General features: G+C 41.5%; 13 protein-coding genes and 3 pseudogenes. 15 read left to right on the top strand and 1 reads right to left on the bottom strand.

Annotated elements, in window-relative coordinates; all coding sequences use genetic code 11:
• The first annotated feature begins 78 nt into the window (after positions 1 to 78).
• From istA (NST96_RS19010) to NST96_RS18945, 14 genes and pseudogenes are all read left to right on the top strand, one after another.
• Positions 79 to 1584, top strand: coding sequence for an IS21 family transposase (gene istA, locus NST96_RS19010; RefSeq protein ID WP_023555239.1), 1506 nt, complete (start codon positions 79 to 81; stop codon positions 1582 to 1584).
• Positions 1581 to 2309, top strand: a complete 729-nt coding sequence (gene istB / locus NST96_RS19005) for an IS21-like element helper ATPase IstB (protein WP_023555238.1) — start codon at positions 1581 to 1583, stop codon at positions 2307 to 2309. Before istA (NST96_RS19010) ends, istB (NST96_RS19005) begins: the two co-directional genes overlap by 4 nt.
• Positions 2310 to 2869: 560 nt before the next feature.
• Entirely contained in the window at positions 2870 to 3862 is a 993-nt protein-coding gene (locus NST96_RS19000; protein WP_342404313.1) for a DGQHR domain-containing protein, read from the top strand.
• A gap of 2 nt (positions 3863 to 3864) precedes the next feature.
• Positions 3865 to 4827 carry a hypothetical protein gene (locus NST96_RS18995; RefSeq protein WP_342404312.1) on the top strand — a complete coding sequence of 321 codons (963 nt, stop codon included), beginning with the start codon at positions 3865 to 3867 and terminating at the stop codon, positions 4825 to 4827.
• Complete coding sequence (locus NST96_RS18990; protein WP_342404311.1) at positions 4808 to 6778, top strand: ATP-binding protein; 1971 nt, start codon at positions 4808 to 4810, stop codon at positions 6776 to 6778. Before NST96_RS18995 ends, NST96_RS18990 begins: the two co-directional genes overlap by 20 nt.
• A gap of 14 nt (positions 6779 to 6792) precedes the next feature.
• Positions 6793 to 8088, top strand: a complete 1296-nt coding sequence (locus NST96_RS18985) for a hypothetical protein (RefSeq protein ID WP_342404310.1) — start codon at positions 6793 to 6795, stop codon at positions 8086 to 8088.
• A gap of 4 nt (positions 8089 to 8092) precedes the next feature.
• On the top strand, positions 8093 to 10072 hold the full coding sequence (locus tag NST96_RS18980) for a radical SAM protein (protein ID WP_342404309.1): 1980 nt from the start codon (positions 8093 to 8095) through the stop codon (positions 10070 to 10072).
• A gap of 131 nt (positions 10073 to 10203) precedes the next feature.
• A pseudogene (locus NST96_RS18975) lies at positions 10204 to 10698 on the top strand (transposase); the annotation flags it as partial.
• 145 nt (positions 10699 to 10843) lie between these two features.
• Positions 10844 to 12352, top strand: a complete 1509-nt coding sequence (gene istA / locus NST96_RS18970) for an IS21 family transposase (protein WP_024985313.1) — start codon at positions 10844 to 10846, stop codon at positions 12350 to 12352.
• Complete coding sequence (istB, locus tag NST96_RS18965; protein ID WP_122915621.1) at positions 12352 to 13074, top strand: IS21-like element helper ATPase IstB; 723 nt, start codon at positions 12352 to 12354, stop codon at positions 13072 to 13074. Before istA (NST96_RS18970) ends, istB (NST96_RS18965) begins: the two co-directional genes overlap by 1 nt.
• Before the next feature lie 67 nt (positions 13075 to 13141).
• Positions 13142 to 13666: pseudogene (locus NST96_RS18960) on the top strand (transposase); the annotation flags it as partial.
• A gap of 86 nt (positions 13667 to 13752) precedes the next feature.
• Entirely contained in the window at positions 13753 to 14994 is a 1242-nt protein-coding gene (gene istA / locus NST96_RS18955) for an IS21 family transposase (RefSeq protein WP_311067719.1), read from the top strand.
• Positions 14991 to 15770: an IS21-like element helper ATPase IstB gene (istB, locus tag NST96_RS18950; protein ID WP_003386482.1), complete on the top strand. Its 780-nt coding sequence runs from the start codon at positions 14991 to 14993 to the stop codon at positions 15768 to 15770. The genes istA (NST96_RS18955) and istB (NST96_RS18950) overlap by 4 nt, the downstream gene beginning before the upstream one ends.
• Positions 15771 to 15827: 57 nt before the next feature.
• Positions 15828 to 16325 (top strand): annotated as a pseudogene (locus NST96_RS18945) (transposase); the annotation flags it as partial.
• 20 nt (positions 16326 to 16345) lie between these two features.
• On the opposite strand, the gene NST96_RS18940 reads toward NST96_RS18945, so the two are convergent.
• Positions 16346 to 17914 (bottom strand): IS1182 family transposase, encoded by a 1569-nt coding sequence (locus NST96_RS18940; RefSeq protein WP_172920515.1) that lies wholly within the window; start codon positions 17912 to 17914, stop codon positions 16346 to 16348.
• 725 nt (positions 17915 to 18639) lie between these two features.
• Here NST96_RS18940 and NST96_RS18935 point away from each other — a divergent pair.
• Positions 18640 to 19713 (top strand): hypothetical protein, encoded by a 1074-nt coding sequence (locus tag NST96_RS18935; RefSeq protein WP_342404308.1) that lies wholly within the window; start codon positions 18640 to 18642, stop codon positions 19711 to 19713.
• The last annotated feature ends 6 nt before the right edge of the window (positions 19714 to 19719 follow it).

The raw sequence follows: 19719 nt of genomic DNA, 5'->3' as shown, positions 1-19719 counted from the left end.
CCATGAAAAAGGCACTTGCCAACATCCCCCTACAAAATCTACCCTTGGATTTGGCTAGAATCTGAGGGAGTGAGAGGAATGTTGAAAGTGCCACAACAACAGTATATCCGATTTTTGCGGGAAGTCGAAGGGTGTTCGATTCAGGAAATTGCGGAACGTGTCCAGGTGAATTGGCGAACCGCCAAGAAATATGCGGATCGCGACGATTGGAATGAACCGGTATGCAAGCGAAAAGGCCGCCATCCGGTGTTGGGACCGTACTTAGAGATTATTGACACATGGCTGGAGGATGATGAGCGTCTTCCACGCAAGCAACGCCATACAGCCGTCCGCATGTTTCAGCGGTTACGGGATGAGTACGGCTTCCCTGGCGGGCAGCGAACGGTATCCGAATATGTCTCCAAACGGAAGAAAGCCATGGCAGCCGAACGAGCCGAACATTTTGAGCGTTTGGAGCATCCAGGCGGGGAAGCCCAGGCTGACTTTGGGACGGTGTACGTGGTCAAGTCGGGAGAACTGGTGGAGCGGAAAGTATTGACCCTGTCGTTTCCGTACAGCAATGCCGCCTTTGTGTTCCCGGTTCCGAAAGAAAACACGGAATGCTTTCTGGAGGCCTTAGGGCGGCTATTTCAGCAAATGGGAGGGGTTCCTCGCAAGATTTGGTTTGACAACTTGTCCGCTGCTGTTGTGTCCATCCAGCAAGGCGGAAAACGAGAGTGTACGGAAGCGTTTCGGCGTTTCTGCGCCCATTACCGCTTTGAGCCCCTGTTTTGCAATCCATACAGCGGCCATGAGAAAGGCCATGTGGAAAACAAAGTGGGGTATGGACGCCGGAACTGGTGTGTTCCGCCACCGGTTATCGATACGCCGGAACAACTGGAGACGTATTTGGCGGAAGCTGCCCGTGCGGATATGCAGCGCCCTCACTATGTGAAAAAGCAAACCATTGCCGAGTTGTGGAAGCAAGAAAAATGCAAGCTGCTGACGCTGCCGACGACACCGCTGGAGATTTTCCGGCTGGAGACGTGCCACCTGAACAAATACGCTGAGCTGTCGTTTGACGCGGCTCTCTTCCCGTTGCCGCAGTGTCGGGCCATGCAGCCGGTTTTGGTGAAAGTCAAGTGGGATGTGCTGGAGGTGTTAACGGCAGACGGGACATACACCCCGATTGTGACATTGCCTCGTCCCTATACGGAGAAAGTCATTCCAGTAGATTGGAAGGCGGTATTGAAGAGATATGAAAAACGCCCGCGGGCGGTGATGTATTCTTCCTTTACCAATATGATGCCTCAGGCGCTCCAAACGTTTTTGACGGTGGAAGACATGAATGCACGAAAAGCACGAATTCGCCTGCTCCATCGATTGCTCGACACCTATACGTTGAAGGAAATCGGGCAAGTACTGGGAGAATTGTCGCATCAGCAAGAGCATCTGGCTGTTGCCTTGGAGCATGCCCTTTACGCGATAAAACACCCTGTTTTCCGCCCGGAACCGTTTTCAGAGTCGCATACACCCCCTGCCCTTCACGGGCAGATACCCATACTGGATGAGTACGACCGGATCCTGGGGGTGAGGGTGGAATGAGAGAAGAGCTGGCAAAGGTGTGCAAAACTTTGCATTTGGCGCATGTGATGGAAACCTATGAACAGGTGCCGTTTGAAGATCGGGAGAGCTTCTTGCTGGGAGTCTTGCGGATGGAGATTCAACGGCGGGAGGAGACAAAGCTGAAGCGACTGATAAAGAAAGCCGCGTTTCCCCAACTGAAGACACTGGAAGATTACGCTTTTGAGGCAGTCACCTTACCGGAAACATGTACAAAGGAGGGATTGATCGACCTACGTTTTTTGGAGCGCAAGGAAAATGTGCTGATGCTGGGAAAAGTGGGCACGGGGAAGACCCATCTGGCAACAGCGCTTGGCGTAGAGGCGTGCCGAAGGGGATATGCCGTTCGATTCTTCCGTGTTCCCGATCTGGTTGCGCTCTTGCAGGAAAAACACGCGAATGGGGCACTGATGCGGTTTCAAAAAGAACTGGCAGACTGTGAGTTGTTGATTTTGGACGAGGTTGGGTTTGTTCCCTTTCACCAAACGGGGGCTGAGCTGTTGTTTCATGTTATCTCGGCCTGCTATGAGAGAAACAGTGTGATTGTGACGTCGAATTTGGAGTTTGGGCAGTGGAATACGGTGTTTGGAGATACGCGATTGACGGCAGCCCTTGTGGATCGCCTCGTCCACCACGCCCATATTCTGGCGTTTACCGGAGAAAGCTACCGACTGCGCCATGCTCTATCCAGCATGAAGTCTTCCTAAATTCTTTTGTATTGATGTTGGCAGTGTTCTGCATAAATTGGCCGCCAAACTCTGCATTTTTGAGTTGCAAAATACACCATACGGTCGCCCGAAAGTTTCAGTTCTCTACTCTACAATGTATGGCCATCGTTTACACATCCAAAAAGACCATGAGTGGTTAAGTTATATTTTCCATTTACATCTACTTTGTTAGGAAAGGGAATTACAGTTTTTGTCTTCAATGATTCTATGAGTAGGAACCTTAACCGGTTTTAACTTAACCTCCTTTGATACTAATTATATGTTTTGTGTTTATCACAGCTAAACTAATATCACTGGTATGAGCCGCGGTCCAATTTTTGTTGAAATTACGAAATTTGTAGTTAAAATTAATGAACTAACATAACTTATCCCGAGTTTATTATTTACTGAGAAAAATTTTTGAATCCGGATATTTATTCTCGAAGATTCACTTAATTTAGCAATGAGCTTTTTTCTGAACATCATGAAAACATGATGGTAAATTACATATGTATTAGTTTATAATGTAACTGTTACATGAGTCATATTGAGGTGATTTTATGACCATATATAAACTTGAAGTTGTAAGAACCGTGCAAAAAAACCAAGAAATCTTTACTGGTTTTCTAACAAAAGAATTGGCTAAGTCTTTGACTTTTTGTGACCATTATCCACCTGCACCAAATCGACTAGGGTATCAACGACCACCTGAAAAAAAACGAGCTGTCGATTTTGCAGCATACTTAAATAAAAATCCTGCTGGATTCGTTACACCAATCCTTCTTAATGCTCGTCAGAAGCTTGATTTTATTCCTACAAACCCGGATATATTATCTCCTTTTGGAAGTATTTATATTAAAGAAGGACACAACTTATCCATTATTGATGGCCAACATCGTACGATTGGAATTCTGGACTATTTTGAACATGGTATTGATATTCCATTTCTTTTATTTAACTGTTTAGACACTGAATACGAGCAAGACTTATTTATTACCATTAATCGTGAGCAAAAAAAAGTTTCTATGAGCCATGTTCATTTTGTAGGACATAAAAATGACATGCTCTCAGAACTTGTAATTAGATTAGAATCAGACCCTGATAGCCCATGGTATCACAATGTAAACCTTGTAGGTGCTAGAGGCACAAAACGTCCTGTTTCTCTACAATCCTTAAGGGCGTCTTTACAGGAACTACTGCAGTCTGGGGAAGTGAAAATGCTTGATATCGAAAAGCAATATCAACTAGCAGTGGACTTTTGGAATGTAGTCGCTGAAGTATGGCCTGAAGCTTGGCAGGCAACTAGAAACTCACTATTAAAAAAAGCGATGGGTACACTCGCCGTCAGTAAACTGGGAAGTTATTTGATCCCGCTTGTACTTAATAGAGAAACAGGAGTAATAGATCAAGAACGACTCCGGGTCTATTTGAAACGTGCTGAGAATGTAAACTGGATGAGTGACGGTGACTTTAAAGGGTATTCTAGTCGGTATGCGTCAGATATGGTAAAAGCAAAGCTTGACTCCTTAATTTTCGCTTCGAGAGGGGTATAACAATGGAAGTCATATGGTCCGGTAAACTACCGGCTTACTGGTCTATTGCTAACTGGGCGTTACTTACTGAGAAGCACATCGTTGTGCTTTTTCGTGATATGGCTTCGAATAAGCGAAAATTACGTGTGGTATACATAAATGATAGGACAGTACAAGAGAGAATTACCAAGTACAATGCATTAATTGGTTCGTTAGGACCTGATGTCTTATTAACTAAAGTAGAAGATGCTAGAGCTCATGATCAACTAAGTTTCTTTGGATGGTTAAATTTAGATAACTTGAAAATGAAATGGGAGCTTCTCCAAAGTGCACTTATAGAGAAGTTTTCAATTCCGTATACACTCGACCGATTAACTATGTCATATAGCTGTGGTCTCATGAAAATTAATCTAATAACAGGTGATGTTATTCCATTAACAAAGCCATCACCATTATCAGGAATTTGGAATCTCGGGGAAATGGAAATGCAACACGATAGTAATCGTAAGGGGCTTTTCATTAAGTGTGGAGATCAAGTGGTCGTGCAATTAAATGATTTCCTCGGAAGTCAGTATCAAGGAGCCTTAGGTGACTGGCTTTTTTTTCTTCTACCATCGAATGATTTGGTTTGTATTGAGAAAAAAACCGGTAATTGTTTGTGGAAGGTCTATCTAAATTCTCTAACTCGCGACGGTAGGCCTAAGGGTAAGATAGATTATTATAATGAAACCTGTTATCGAAATAGTTTTATTGCGAATATACTTATCAATCGAGATACCATTGTTTGGGCGACTGATAGAAACGAGTTTTATTCGTTTCATATACCTACTGGAAAAAAGGGGAGATTGGAAAAACAGCAAAATCAATTCCTAGTGGACATTAATAATAAATTTCTATTGACATTGACGATAGATGAGGAATTAGAGGTAGGGAACCTAACCTTATTTGATTTGGAGGAATTCTTTGATGAATACCAATATAAATGATTTAATCATCGAACATTCTAACTTACGGTTTGGTGGTATAAGTCCGGTGGTTTTAAGAGAACTATCAGGTGTTTATCAGCCTTTTGTAAAAGCTGTTAAAGAAATGGTCTCAAATGCCTATGATGCAGATGCAAACAGTGTTCATCTTGATTTTAGAGATGACTTCCGTTTTTTAACCATAGAGGACGATGGCTGCGGTATGGACCCAGTTGAATTTGTAAGAGATTATATCAGGATAGGAAAGAGTTTACAAAAAGAGGGGTATACTTCACAAAAGAGAAGACCCCGTATTGGAGGTAAAGGAATTGGTTTTCTAGCTCCTGCGAGGTATTGTGATGAAGTTGAAATTAAAACGAAGAAAGGTTCGGATTCGCAGCATGTGTATCACTGGCAAGCAAAGGGGCTGAAGAATTTAAATCTGCGAGCTATACTTCCACACGGTCTAAGTGGTGAACTTCTTGGACGAGTGCTAGTTGTAGGAGTAGTAGATGAAAATGAAAACGAAATCGCTTTCCAAGTAAAAGAACAGGTTCTTACGATTAAAGATTCAATTAACTACGCTAGAATCTCATACATTTTAAAAGCTTCTGAGATTGAACTCATTGCAAAGATTAATTTCAAAGCTTTGTTTTCCCTGGCATCTAACCGTAGCCTCGAAGATATTGATAACTTCTGTGAAATCACAGTCCGAGGAGTAGAGATATCAGAACTCAGAAAATCATATACCAAAATTACACTGAAAGATTTAAAAGATTTTGTTGTCCGTGACCTTACTAAACCCGCAAAAAGAGGTGCAAGGAATGTAGAAAGTTTTAGTGGCGTTGCTCAATTTTTTTGGAATCTCAGTCGTATCATCCCAATAAAGGCAAAACTTCATGAAAACATTCCGGAAGTAGTGCGTAATTTTATTCGAACGGATATAGACGGAGAACATTTGGACTATCCGATAGCTATTTCTTATTCAATCAATGGTGGTATTCCGGAGAATCTTTATAGGAGTGTAATTGAACCAGAGCGACCATTAGATCAAAAAACAGATGCTGATTTATTTAAGTTACTTAATTTTACTAGCGAGGATTTTGAAGCTAATGGATTTTTAATTGGTCAATCAACTACTATTTATCCAGCAGAATGTCGAGGAATTTTGCTACGTGTGAAAGGAGTAGCAATAGGAGATCCAACATATTTAGGACTCGATCAAATACTAACAGGGGCTTCAAAAGTAGCCCTATCGCAAATCTCGGGTGAAATAAATATTACTAAAGGTATCGATGCAATTTACGATATTAATCCGGGACGAGATGGGTTTTATAAAGAGAGTAAGCAGTATAACCGATTAAAGCACCTTTTAATTGGTGATAATTCTGCTCGTTTGGAAGGTCCGCTAAAAGAACTAATTGATGCAATTATTAACCGTAGTGATATTAATGCTAGCATGACAAATTTTATTAAGCGTTATGAAGGACAACGGAATGCAATAATAGAAGCTAGCGCGGGAATAATGGAGCTATCTTTTGAGGATCCTGAAGTAATAGATCATTTTTACAAAGGTAGCTTACATTATGAGCTTCAATTGGCCCCGGCAGCACCATTTAAGGCGGAAGGAAAGCTTGCCTCCTTTACGGTGACTGTCGAGGAGGACATAGATGGCGATTATGAAATTGATTATGTTTCGAAAACACTCAAATTAAATAAACGTGCCGATATATGGAAACGAAACATTTCCATCGGTGGGGATGATTTCGAAATTGTCTACAAACTAGGAAAACAAAATAAAACTTTCTGCGAAGTTAATCCATCTCTTAAAAAGATATATTTGAACTGGGATCATCCGATAAGGGGTACAATGGGGGATGCGGGTTTTATCAAGCATTGCTTAGCAACGGTTGCCTCTAACCTCCCTCAAGACCAATTAGAAAAATACATTAAGCTTGTAACCAACAAAATTTAATTAGGGGCAGAATGATGACTATTTGTTTACAGGCAGAACAGTGGATAAAAGAATTTAATTCGAAAACAAAGATCTTACTAATTAATCCTCCTGTTCAAGAGGTACGATATGCTTGGGTACGCTGGAATCAACCGACAACACTATTGATGTTGAGTACAGTATTAACAGAAATGCATTGTGATGTACAATTACTTGATTTCATGCTCCCTTCAGAGACTGGGCGCGTTGCAATAAGAGATTTAGCAAAACAAAAAGTGATAGGTAGTACCTCGTATAAGGCACGTACATATGGGATGCCTATGGATGAAGCGGCAAAAAATCTACGGATCGTTCTTAAAGAATGGGAGCCAGACCATATAATCATCGATACCCTTACATCTTACTGGTATGAGACATTACGAACACTTATTCCTTATTTAAAAACGCTGATCCCTGATACAAGAATTTCAATAATTGGTCCTTATGCCGCAATGGAGACAGAGCATGCGAAAAAAATGGGAGCAACCTATTTGGTTACCGATTACCTTGACTTTCAACGGTGTATTCCAAACTATGAGTTGTATTTTAAACCGATAACTAAAAAACTAAACTCGGATAAACTTCCTCGGTTTGGGGGACTAAAGTTTACCCAGGATCCAGTGAATGGGCTTCTAGAACAAGTTGCTGTTCTGAGAAGGAATAATATAAAAGATACCGTCATTTTTGAGGAGAACCTCTTCCTTCATGAAGGTCAGATATTGAGAGAATTTTTGTCCATTCTTAATAAGGAAGGTATTCAGCTGTCTTTTCATGGTTTATGCGGAATTGAGATAAAGGATGCTCCTCTAGGAATCTTTCAGGAAATGTATAATGGTGGGTATAGATCCTTTTTTTTGGAGTACGAAAAACAAGGCAATGAGCTCATTATCGATAACTATATCCGGGTTTACAGAGAACTTAAAAGTAATAAAATAAGCTCTGGAAATTTCGCAGGTTTTCTGATGATTGGTACTCCTGAAGATGATCTTGAAACGATGTTCCGTCATAGTTTTCAACTACTGGAATTATGTGGGTCGCTTATACCTAAGCCCTATACTCCTTCGTTTCATACTGATGAATATAAATCATATTCACGAGCAGGAAGGCTTGACTTACTCTCGCCTCATGTTTTTCCCTTAGCTGAAAAAAATGGTATTTCTAGAGAAGAATATATGGAGTTTTACCAACACACAAGCTTCTTAAATGAAAAACGTTTAGGTCAATCATTTAACTTTTTTGATGATCATTATTGCTCAATAGCTTTAAAGCGAAGTTTAGGTAAGAAGGGGTGATAACATGGAACGAAAAAAACTCGCTATATTGGTGAACCCTCCAATTTATGATACTCAATACTGGGCTAGATGGAGTATGCCTCATGGTTTATTGAAAATTGCAACATGGTTAAGAGATAGTCAAATATATGACCTTAAACTTTTTGATTGCTTGAATCCTTATGGGAAAGAAAGTGGGCTTATAGACAATGTCGCCGAATTTGAAAGCTTCGATGCAGTACGTAAGCAAAAAAAAAGTGTAGTGGTATTAGGAACTAATCAGGAGTTTGAACCAGATAGACTAAGTTACAAACTAAAGCCAAATGAGAAGTGGAAGTATGTATTTGGTTGTCCTATAGGAACATTGGAAAGACAGCTATACGAATATAAAGAAGAAATCAAGTTTAAAGAGTACGAAGCAATTGAGTTTTGGGTGACTTCCATCATGACCTATTGGTGGGAAAGCACCCGTGATGTTGTTCAACTTGCTTTAGAAGTCTTCCCACAAGCCAAAATTCGTGTGGGTGGTATCTATCCTACGCTTGCACCAGAACATGCCAGGGTTAAACTCGGGATTCAGCCACTTGTTATAAAGGGTGATCAGGTTAACCTTACTGATGAAAAACAAATGGCGCAGCATCTCATTGTCTATAATGAGATCCCTGAGGCATCTAATCTATCATTGGCAACGGATTTATATGAGGAAGATGAGCGTCCTCCCTATACTATCTTGACAACTTCACGTGGATGTCCGCATATATGTTCGTATTGTGCCTCAAACGTCCTTAATGATGGGACAAAAGTACGTAATCGTGATTTTGACGACGTTATCAGGGAGATCAAAGAAAAGTTTGTTCAGGGTACTCGCGTTTTTTGTTTTTACGAGGACAATTTACTTATGAAAATGAAAGAGTTCAAACGTATTTTGAAAGCTGTTCTTAGTGATAAGTCATTATATGGAATTAAGATATTTGCACCTGAAGGGATTGAGATTGGAGTTGCTTTAAGTGACCGTAAGCGGTTTTTGTTAAAGTTAAAGTCGAATAAGCAAATACTAGCTACGTTGTCTGTTGATACGGACGCGCCTCTAGAACAACCAAATATTGAGGGGATATATGAGAGCTTTAAGAATCCAAAATTAACTCAAAAGCGATCATATATAACTTTTGAGGAAGATCTTACTCAAGGAGCTGTGGAAGTTATTGACAACAGTAACCCTGAGGAGTACATCAAATTAAGAGTTGGTGGAGAAGAAGAGGTTATCTTAAGAAAAGTTCACAAGGACAACGGTAAACATGAAATTGTATACGAGAACGAGCATGAAAGTTCGTTAGGATTATATCTAGTAGGGGTTCCCGAGATAGTGTATTTAATGAAATTAGCAGGATTTGAGAAGATTTACTTACCTCTTGAAACGATAAAAAAAGAAACGAACGCACGATGGAACCGTTCATGGAATAGCAATCTCCAGCGGTTCGAGTCTCTTCTTGCTGCTCTAGAAGAAGTAGGTTTTGACACCAGGAAGCAAAATGTGAATGCATTTGTTATGTTTGGATTACCAGGCGAAGATTTAGAAGAGATTTATGATACAGCCTTATATGCTAGTGAACGCGTTGGTTCAGTTATACCTATGCTTTTTACCCCGGTTCCCTCAACAAAGGTGTACGAGCAGTATCAAGATTACATCAAAAGTAAGGGATTTGACCTACAACACTTGAACGGAAAATTGTTCCCGTTTTTTGATATGTTGAAACAAGACTTAATCAACAAACATGGGGAATGTAAAATTGATATAAGTGATTATGTCCGAGTTGAAAGTTTTATGCAACGTATTAATACAAAAGTGAATGGTCAGTCCGTTAATATTTACGCAGACTCTCGTGTATCAAAAACATTTCGCAAAGTTTATAGTGAATATCAATCCATAGCTAGAATTTTGGAAGTTGATAACGAGGAGATACTTGTGGGTGAGTTTGGAGCTTCAGATACCTGGCAAGAGGAATAAATTTTTAGAGTGCTTCCTTCGGAAGCACTTCAGCCTGTAGACAAAGTTCCGTAAGGAACAGGGTCTGCAGGCTTTTTTGTTGAATATAGAACATGTTACGTTTTCAAAAGTTATTTTTTAGAGGTGGCATTATGCTTAATAAGCAAGAGGCCGAAGGGCGTTATCAGATATCTGCATTCTCGCTAGATGAGTTGGTGCCAGAAGATCATCTCGTAAGAAAAATTGAAAATGCAATCGACTTTTCGTTCATCTATGACTTGGTGGAAAGCCTTTACTGTCATGACAATGGCAGACCCAGTGTTGACCCTGTAGTCTTAGTTAAAATTGCTTTCATCCAATATATTTTTGGAATTCGTTCCATGCGACAAACGATTAAAGAGATCGAAACCAATGTTGCCTATCGGTGGTTTATTGGCTATGATTTCAGTCAGCCCATTCCCCATTTCACGACCCTAGGCAAGAACTATGTTCGCCGTTTTCGGGATACTCAACTCTTCGAGTCGATCTTCCTTCGAATATTGGAGGAGGCGGTTCATCATGGATTCGTGAAGCCTGATGTGCTTTTCATTGATGCTACGCATGTAAAAGCCAGTGCGAATAAGCATAAATACGTGAAAGAATGTTTATGGCAGACTAAAAATGTAGGTTATGGCAGTTAATTTATGCAGACCCGTAGGGGCTGCATAAATTAAAAAACCACTTGCCAACATCCCCTTATCAAAATACACTCCTGTTGGGCATTACAGACGACGGGAGGTATAAAGTTAGGAGATGTTAGCAGTGGCAGAAATTAATTATATCAGGCATGAGGCAAACAAAAAAGGGCGAGCTTATAGCAAGATTGCCAAACAAATGAATCGTGATTCAAGGACGGTTCAGAAGTATGCAGAAATGGATGATTTCAATCTACAAGAAAAGCCCAAGCAAATTCGAAAAGCTAGAGTCATGGAGCCCGTTAAACCTATTCTTGATCAATGGATCAAAGAGGACTTGAACAAGAAAAAGAAGTTCCGAAGAACAGCACAACGCTTGTTCACGCAATTAGTGGAGGAATACCAATTTACAGGATCATCTCGCTCTGTCAGACAATATGTTTCCCAACGTAAGCACCAGTTAGCGGAGACAAGTGATGCTGCGGCATTGCCATTGGAAACGAGACCTGGATCAGCTCAAGTTGATTTTGGAGAAGCACCATTCAAATATCAGGGAGAAAGTGTTACCTTGCCATTCCTCGTTCTCTCGTTTCCTTATAGCAACACGTTCTACTTTCAAGTTTTCCAGTCTCAGAATCGAGAATGCTTTCTGGAGGGATTAAAGCGTATCTTTCACTATATAGGTGGAGTTCCAAAGGTCATTCGATTTGATAATTTATCACCAGCGGTGAAAAAGATCATGCCAAATGGTCAGCGTGAACTGACGGAGGAATTTCAAAACTTCGTTTTTCATTATGACTTTGAATACGAGTTTTGCAATCCCGGTAGTGGCAATGAAAAAGGGCACGTAGAGGCGATGGTCAAGTACGTTCGCAACAACTTCCTGCTTCCTGAGTTGCAGATACACAATCTTGATCAGCTAAACGAAACCCTTTGGAAAAAAGCCGAGAAAGATCGGGAGAGACCTCATTATGTGAAAGAAACCATGCTTTCCGAACTATATTTGGCAGACAAGGAACACCTTCTTCAATTACCTGCCAAAGAGTTTGATTGTATCCGATATGAACGAGTAAAAGCGGATAAATACGGATATATCCGAGTCGAAAATAAACTCTACTCAACGTCTCCCCGTTTTGCCAAATGTATGGTTTTGGCAAAGATCTCATTTGACCGAGTCGATATTTTAACTGAAGAATATGAGCTGATCGTACAGCATCCCAGGCTGTATGGCAAAGAGCCAAAATCAGTGATTTGGCAGCCATATTTGATATTGATGGCAAAACGGCCAACTGCTATTAAATACACAAGTTTTTATGAACAATTGCCAATCGAATGGCAAGTCTATCTCTCGAATTGCACGGTCCCAGAGAAGCAAGAAGCTCTCCAGCTACTATCCGTCATTTTAAAAAACGATGATATGAAAATACCCACGCAAGCTTTGCAGCTTGCCTCTGAGAATGGTCACCCAGCCGTTGATTCTATTAAGCAGATCTATTATCAACTCATGAATGGCCGTGGACAAAGGGATACCATCCAACCGAAAGGTTTTGTTCCTGCCGTTCCAACAGCCACTAGAGGATTAGCCCATTACAATGAATTTTTTAAGGGAACGGGAGGTCATCACTAGTGGATGCATTGATAAAAGAATATTCAAAGCGTCTCAAGTTGAGTTGGGTTCGGCAACATTTCCATGAGGTTGAAGCTACTACAAATGAAGAGTACTTACTCAAAATACTAGAAAACGAGATACAACAACGAGAAGTACGGAAAATCAATCTGCTCTTTAAACAATCTTCCTTGCCAAGAATAACAGGAAAGCCATTTGAATGGGGTCATATTCAGATGGGACAAGGTCTCACGCAGGATCATATCCTTCATGGTGGATTTATAGAGGAGAAAGAAAATCTGATCTTTTATGGCGGTGTGGGAACGGGGAAAACGTACTTATCCACTCTGATTGGCTTAAATGCCATTCAGCAGCAAGGGAAAAAGATAAAGTTCTTTACTGTCGCTGGATTAGTCAATCGGCTGCTAGACGCTCACGAGACTGGCTCGTTGAGCCGATTCTTTAACCATATTGAGAAGCTAGATCTGTTAATACTCGACGAACTGGGGTATATTCCTCTGCATAAACAAGGTGCAGAACTGCTATTTCAGATTATCTCCATGTGCTACGAAAGAAAAAGTATTATTATCACGACCAATCTACAGTTTGGCCAATGGAATCATATATTTGGTGATCCAATTTTAACAGAGGCAGTTATTGATCGCTTGATTCATCACTCTCATTTGATCGTCTTCAATGGCGAAAGCCATCGATACAAAGAATCGCTATTACACGGTAAATAATTTAGGGGTTGGCAAGTGGTACATTTTTAATTGCCATTTGCTACATTTCTTACTTGCCAAAAACATGAAAGAAATCGTTGAAGAACAAGCGAAGAAATATCAAGAGCTGCTGGACGAAGAAATCAATCAGGATCGTATTGCACATGGAAAGAAGCCCCTTGAAAAAAAGACAGAAACTTCGAAGAAGGAGGTGAAAGTCAGCACAACTGACCCGGATTGCGGATTGTTTGTAAAAGGGGAAAAGGAACGTGTATTTGCTTATAGTTTTCATACAGCATGTGATCGAAATGGATTTGTGCTTGGTGCCAAGGTAACGCCAGGCAATGTGCATGACAGTCAGGTTTTTGAGGATGTTTTGAATCAAGTGCGAAAGACGTTTGCACAGCCTCAAGCTGTGGCAGTGGACTCGGGATACAAGACGCCTTACATCAGTAAAACACTCCTTGATGACCAGATTCGCCCCGTTATGCCCTACACAAGACCACGCACCAAAGAAGGTTTTTTTAAAAAGCACGAATATGTGTATGATGAATATTTCGACTGCTACATCTGCCCGAACGAGCAAATCTTAACATATGAGACAACAAACAAGTGTCAAAATCGGTTGTAAAATCCCCAATATCAGCGGTTTAAAATTCCCCAGAAAAAGCCGACATACTCTCCGGGAGGAGAGTAAATATGGTGAAAAATGGGGAGTTTTTTGTGATCAAAGAAATGCGTCTGAAAGGTATGAGTATTACCCAAATTGCTGAAGAGATGGGACGGGATCGAAAAACGATTCGAAAATGGCTCCTGAAAGATACGCCAGAGAGCTTTCCTACTCGCAAACCACGTCCCAGCAAGTTGGATCCTTTTAAGGATTTCATCCGTACTCGTATGGCGGAGGGCTGTCAAAATGCCCGCATCATCTTCGAAGAAATAAAAGCCCGTGGCTATACCGGAAAGGACACCATCTTACGAGACTTCATGAAGCCGCTGCGTCCCCACTTTCGTTCAAAAGTAACCGTACGATACGAAACGAAACCTGGACAACAAGCGCAAGTAGACTGGGGACATTTTCGAGCAAATGTCAACGGAAAACAAAAGCGTCTTTACGCTTTCGTCATGGTGCTGGGTTATTCACGCATGATGTATGTAGAATTTACCGAGGACGAAAAGCTGGAAACTCTCATCGGATGTCATCTTCGGGCTTGGCAGTACTTTGGGGGTGTCCCTCAAAGTTGTTTGTACGACAACATGAAAACAGTTGTTTCTGGTCGAGATGACAATGGTAGGGTGATCTGGAACGAGCGTTTCGCCCGCTTTGCCAGCCACTATGGGTGCAAGCTGCTGAGCTGCAAGCCCTATCGGGCTCGAACGAAGGGAAAAGTGGAGAATGGGGTGGGTTATCTCAGAAAGAACTTTTGGCCTCGCATCGGCACTTTTACCGGGCTACAAGATCTCAATCAACAAGTACGCTATTGGCTGGACACCGTTGCAAATTGTCGCCTTCACGGAACCACCCATCAAATGCCGAATGAACGATGGAAAGTAGAAGACCTCCAACCTTTGAACCACGTGCCTTTTGCTGTTGTGGACCGGCATTACCGGAAGGTGATGAGTGATGCTTATGTTTCTTTTGAAGCCAATCGTTACTCTGTTCCATGGGAGCACATCGGTCGAGTAGTAGAAATTCAAGATGAGAAAAATGGAGTCTTGCGATTTTATTGCAATGGCCATCTAATCGCTGAACACTCCAAACAGTGGGGGCGTCATCAGACCGTAAGCATAAAAAAACACTTCGAAGGAATTCGCACATCTACGAGCAAACCGGTTCCCCAACCTACACCTCGTTATATGGCGAATTCAACACCCGAAGTGTTGGAACGCTCTCTTACGGCGTATGAAGAACTGGCGGAAGAAGAGGTGACGCTGCAATGATCTTGCAAGAACGCCTGTTGGAAGCGTCCCGTCATTTTGGATGGATACGCATCCCCGAGATCCTCCACGATCACGCCGAAGAAGCATCCAAACACAACATATCGTATTTGGAGTTTTTGGACAAGCTTCTGCAGGAGGAATTAGCGGCTAAATACGAACGATTTTTGCATACAAGAACTCGATTAGCACGGCTTCCGTTCAAAAAAACACTAGACGAATTTGATTTCTCTTTCCAACCTTCCATTGATGAAAGACGTATCCGTGATTTGGCGACTCTAGGTTTTATTGAGCATCAGGAAAACCTCATCTTCTTGGGGCCACCCGGTGTCGGTAAAACTCATTTGGCCGTAGCGCTTGGTTTGGAAGCAATCAAGCAACGCTATACGGTTTATTTTATCACTGCCCACGATCTGGTACAGTCGCTTCAGACGGCCCATGGCAATCGCACGATTGCCCAAAAAATGCGGGCGCTCACCAAACCAGACTTGTTGATCATCGATGAAATTGGTTACCGCAAAATGGACGAAACTGCTGCTCACTTCTTTTTTCAGATTGTATCTGAACGATATGAAAAAGGTTCATTGATCTTGACTTCAAACAAATCGTACGGAGCCTGGGGAGAGATTTTCGGAGATACCATTTTGGCCACTGCGATTTTGGACCGACTGCTTCACCATTCCAGTACGATCAATATCAAAGGGGAAAGTTATCGCATTAAGGAAAAGAAAAAAGCAGGTTTCTTTCGACCGGAGCCTGCTGAAGTAAACAACCAGTAGCGACAAAAATGGGGAATTTTCAACCGATAGTTTTGGGGAAAATTAAATCGATATTGACACAAGGATGGGTACCGTATCTATCGATCAAATTCTCAAGTTTGCCGAAGTTGTCCGTTCTTGAAACAATGCACGGAAAGTAAAGACTACACAAAGAGAGTGAGTCGCCACATCTGGGCTGATTACCTCGAAGAGGTAGACCACCTCCGGCATACCGAGGAAAACAAACAAATCTATAGCAAACGGAAAGAAACGATTGAACGTGTATTCGCTGATATGAAGGAAAAGCATGGCATGCGTTGGACGACCTTACGAGGACTGGAGAAGGTCACGATGCAGGCGATGCTTGTTTTCGCTGCCATGAACTTGAAAAAAATGGCGACCTGGCTATGGAAATCAGGTCGCCAAAAGGTGAACGATCAAAACACCTTCGGTATTTTCATCAAATTATTAAACAAACTCCCTCTGCTGTTCGTTCAGCGAGGGAGTTTGTCTGCAACCTGGGAGGGTGTCTCAAAAGTAAACTCTGGAACACCCCCATCAGCAAAAATTAGATGAGTTTGTAAGAAACCAAGGAGCTAAGCGGCCTGTTCTCGCTTAGCTCCTTGGTTTTTAGCGTCTACCGCTGCTTTCTTGAGCAGATTGTGGGCAAGGGAAAGCCACCCGACCTCCAGACTTACTTTTGGTAAGCCTCGAAGCAGGAACCTTTTAAAGCCTCGGTTGTTCTTCATATCGCCAAATACGGGCTCCGGCTCGATCATGCGTCTCACGGCCAGGGCATAGCCTTCTTCGCTGCGGAGTTTTTGCCTTGCTTGGTTCTTTAACCGCAAATACTTCATGCTGACTTTGATCTCACGATCTCCTTGGGCTTTCGTACACTGCGGCTTTAGCTGGCACCCCTCACAACCGGCACTTCGGTAATGTCGGTATTCGATTTCATACCCACTTTCCGTTTTCTCCCTACTCATCCGGCGGAAATGGAGCGTTTGACCCGCCGCACATGTCCACGTATCCTGTTCGCTGTTGTAGGTCCAGTTGTCCATCTTGCTGATGTCCTTTTGCCATGCCTTACTTTTTTCGTGGTGGTACGTGCTGTATTTGACGATGGCTTCGACTTCATTCTGCTCCAAGTAGTCATAATTCTCCTCACCGCCATAGCCCGCATCAGCAATGACGGTGTTTGGCAGCTTGCCGAACTGTGATTTTATTTTCTCCAGATGAGGGATGAGGCAGCGTGTATCAGTTGGCCGCTGGTGGACACTGTAGCCGAGAATGAATTGATTTTCGGTACCGATCTGAACGTTGTAACCCGGCTTGAGCTGGCCATTTCCCATGTGGTCCTCTTTCATCCTCATAAACGTAGCATCATGGTCCGTTTTGCTGTAGCTGTTTCGCTTGCCTAAAATCGATTCATGCGCCTCATACTTATGGAGGCGAGGAAGCAGATCCTTGCGGATTGTGCGAACTGCCTTCTTTAGTGGCTTGTCTTTCGGCGTCTGCTGCAGACGTTCTTCCAATTGTTTCACAGCATACTCTAGCTTTTCGCTGGTGATGGTAGAAGACTCGCCTAATTCACGAAGATCCTTGCCCTCGTGTGTTCTTTCATCATGCTTCTCGGCTTCCTCAATAGCGGCGAACAAGGTTTGGACTTTCTCCTGAAGCTTGGCTTTCTGCTTCACGACAGCCTTTCCCCAAACAAACGTATACCGATTGGCATTGGCTTCGATCTTGGTGCCGTCCACAAAGTAGTGCTCCAGCTGCACGTAGTTCTCCTCAACCAGAAATTGAAGCACCGCGGTAAAGACGGTCTCCAGAACGGTTTTCATGCGCTCTGAGCGAAAACGGTTGATGGTACGAAAGTCTGGGCGCTGCCTGCCTGCGATCCACATAAACATGATGTTTTCACGGACGGCCTTGGCAATTTGGCGAGAGGAATAGATACGCTGCGTGTAGGCGTAAATGATAATTTTGGTGAGCATCTTGGGGTGATAGCTGTCTCGTCCGCCACCGGGGTAAGCCGCATCGAAGATGGCGTCGTCGAGACGATTGACGGCGGCATTGACCACACGAACGAGGTGATTTTCGGGAATGTCTTCTTCTAAATCCATTGGTAAGCAGAGTTGATTCATGGTATATTGAATGTACAAAGAAACCGACTCCTTTTTGTAAATGGTGGGTGGTACTTCCATTTTAACAAAGAGCGGTTTCTTTTTGTTTACCTGAATGAAAAGAGGGCCGTCCCTCAGTCATTTATGATGACTTTTGGGACAGCCTCTTTTTATCGAAAAAAATATGTTTGACAGGGGGTAGCCTAATTGTAGTTGGTAAAGTTGTGACATGACAAACAAATGCCCTAATACGAATATTGTTTCTCAGAAACTTTTCCTAGGTAGTATAAGAAATTATTCGGTCGATTAAGTAGAAGTAACTAAACAGAGTATGTATAAAAAAGATGTTTGAAGATTCGGTAGTGTAAAAAGATGGAAATAGGGGGAGATCCTCTTGAAGTTTCCGAAGGAAAGAAGAAGGAACCAAGTCGTGAAAATATTTATATGCAAAAACATAAGATTTTCTTGTTAAGCTGTACTGACAAATGATGGCGAGCTAACAGGGGCCGACCATAACTACTAGCATCGAGGGACCTTGATGGGATATATCTTGAGTATTGAAGTATTATCTACTATGAGTGAAAACTATAGGATATCCTCTAAAGTACAAGGGCCTAGAGCTTTTCTCACAGTTTTGTTAAAAATAATTTAATTACTCAGTAGGATTATTACCATATTAGTAAGACTTATGAAGGAGAAAGAAATGCATCTGTCGAAGATCCTCGCATTACCGTATCGAAATATCTTTTCAGGTAGGTGTAATAATGAAGAGATTTTTGGATTTATTAGAGGAAAAAGGACTAAAATGTTTTAGACAAGATAGTATTCCTTTGGATGACTATGTGCATCTTTCTGTAGATGAGCAAAAAAAAATATATGACCCAAAGTTTTTCTTAGAAACTCACCCGACAAAAGGTAAAAAAACGGTTATAAATCCTCAGTATTCAAAATCATTGTTTAAATTTTTTTTAGATGGTTCGAGACGAACGTACAAAATTGCAGACGTTTTAGTGGATGATAGCTATCTACCAATTGTAGCAGGACAAATTGGGGCTGCATGTTGTGTTAGAGATGGTAAACGTCTGAAAAGACACTTGCAATTTCAACAAAATTTAATGGTACTACCAGATAGTATTAATGAATTAACATTAGAGGAACTAAAGAATAATATTGAACGGATAAGTTTAAAAGGTATCAAGTTAAGAACAATAAATCATGAGTTTAAAAAAACAAATGGAAATCTTGCAGACCAATCTGTAGCGAAAATAAACTCTGAAATGCAAGGGATGGAATTACAAATAATAAATGAAATGCATCGAGAAAGAGTATTAGATACTGATTCTATGATAATTTTAGATGGTTCACTTGAATTTATAAATAAGCCGAAGTTGATAGAGGAAACATTTAGACATGTAGTAGGTGTCGCCAAATCCTTTAATTCTAACCTGAAAGAATTATTAAAGCGAAGAGATCAAGAAATAGGTACTATATTGTCAACACTTGAATTTGGGGAAAGAACCCCTGTTTTTAAAATAGAAACAAATCAATTAACTATTGGGGCTTGGTATCTTAGAATAAGGCATAGGGAATATATGAGGAGTCCTATGGATGGTATTATTAAAGTAGAAAAGGTTGCATTAAAGAGTGAAAATGAGCATTTAGATGGTATTGACACCGGATTAATTGACAACATTTCAATGAGTCTAATAAATGAGCGACTACCCACTTGTTATGGTAGTGATTCACGTTGGGCTTCGCATTTGTATCCAATTTATCTTACTGAGAAATTTCTAAAGAGCTCGTTCAAAAGTGACTACCATTTTTTAAACGTTTTTTAAAGGAGA

The organism is Brevibacillus sp. FSL K6-2834 (assembly GCF_038592925.1).
Lineage (GTDB): Bacteria > Bacillota > Bacilli > Brevibacillales > Brevibacillaceae > Brevibacillus > Brevibacillus borstelensis.
The sequence above is the reverse complement of the archived record's forward strand: the minus strand, read 5'-3'. Positions and strand labels throughout refer to the sequence as shown.